This window comes from Alcanivorax sp. HI0044 (assembly GCF_001634945.1).
On sequence record NZ_LWEZ01000904.1, the window covers coordinates 1 to 379 of the forward strand.

Below are 379 nucleotides of genomic sequence, written 5' to 3' on the forward strand. Positions count from 1 at the left end.
GTCTGCATGCCTTGCACTGGCTGGTATCGGAGGGGGCTGAGTTGTACCTGTCGCCACCGCCTTTTGACCACAGCAAGGTGATGACGGTGGATCAGCACTGGGTCATGTTGGGGTCCGGGAACTGGGATGCCCGCAGTCTGAGATTGAACTTCGAGTTTGATCTGGAATGTTATGGGGAGGAGCTGGCGGAGCAGATTGATGACGCGCTGGATGAGCGGATCGCGCTGTCACAGCGGCTGGATCAGGCCGGCTTTCGACAAATGGCGCCTTGGCGGCGGGTGCGCAATGCACTGGCTCATATGATGGAGCCCTATTTATAGGCTCGCTGCTTGGCGGCCATGGCAAAATGCCATTATTTGTGTGGTCTTGATCACGAACT

At 57.0% G+C, this 379-nt stretch carries 1 protein-coding gene; it reads left to right on the top strand.

The features are described 5' to 3' along the window. The coding region (locus A3730_RS10700) for a phospholipase D-like domain-containing protein (RefSeq protein WP_231883924.1) at positions 1 to 320 on the top strand (320 nt) is incomplete at its 5' end. Positions 321 to 379: the final 59 nt, after the last annotated feature.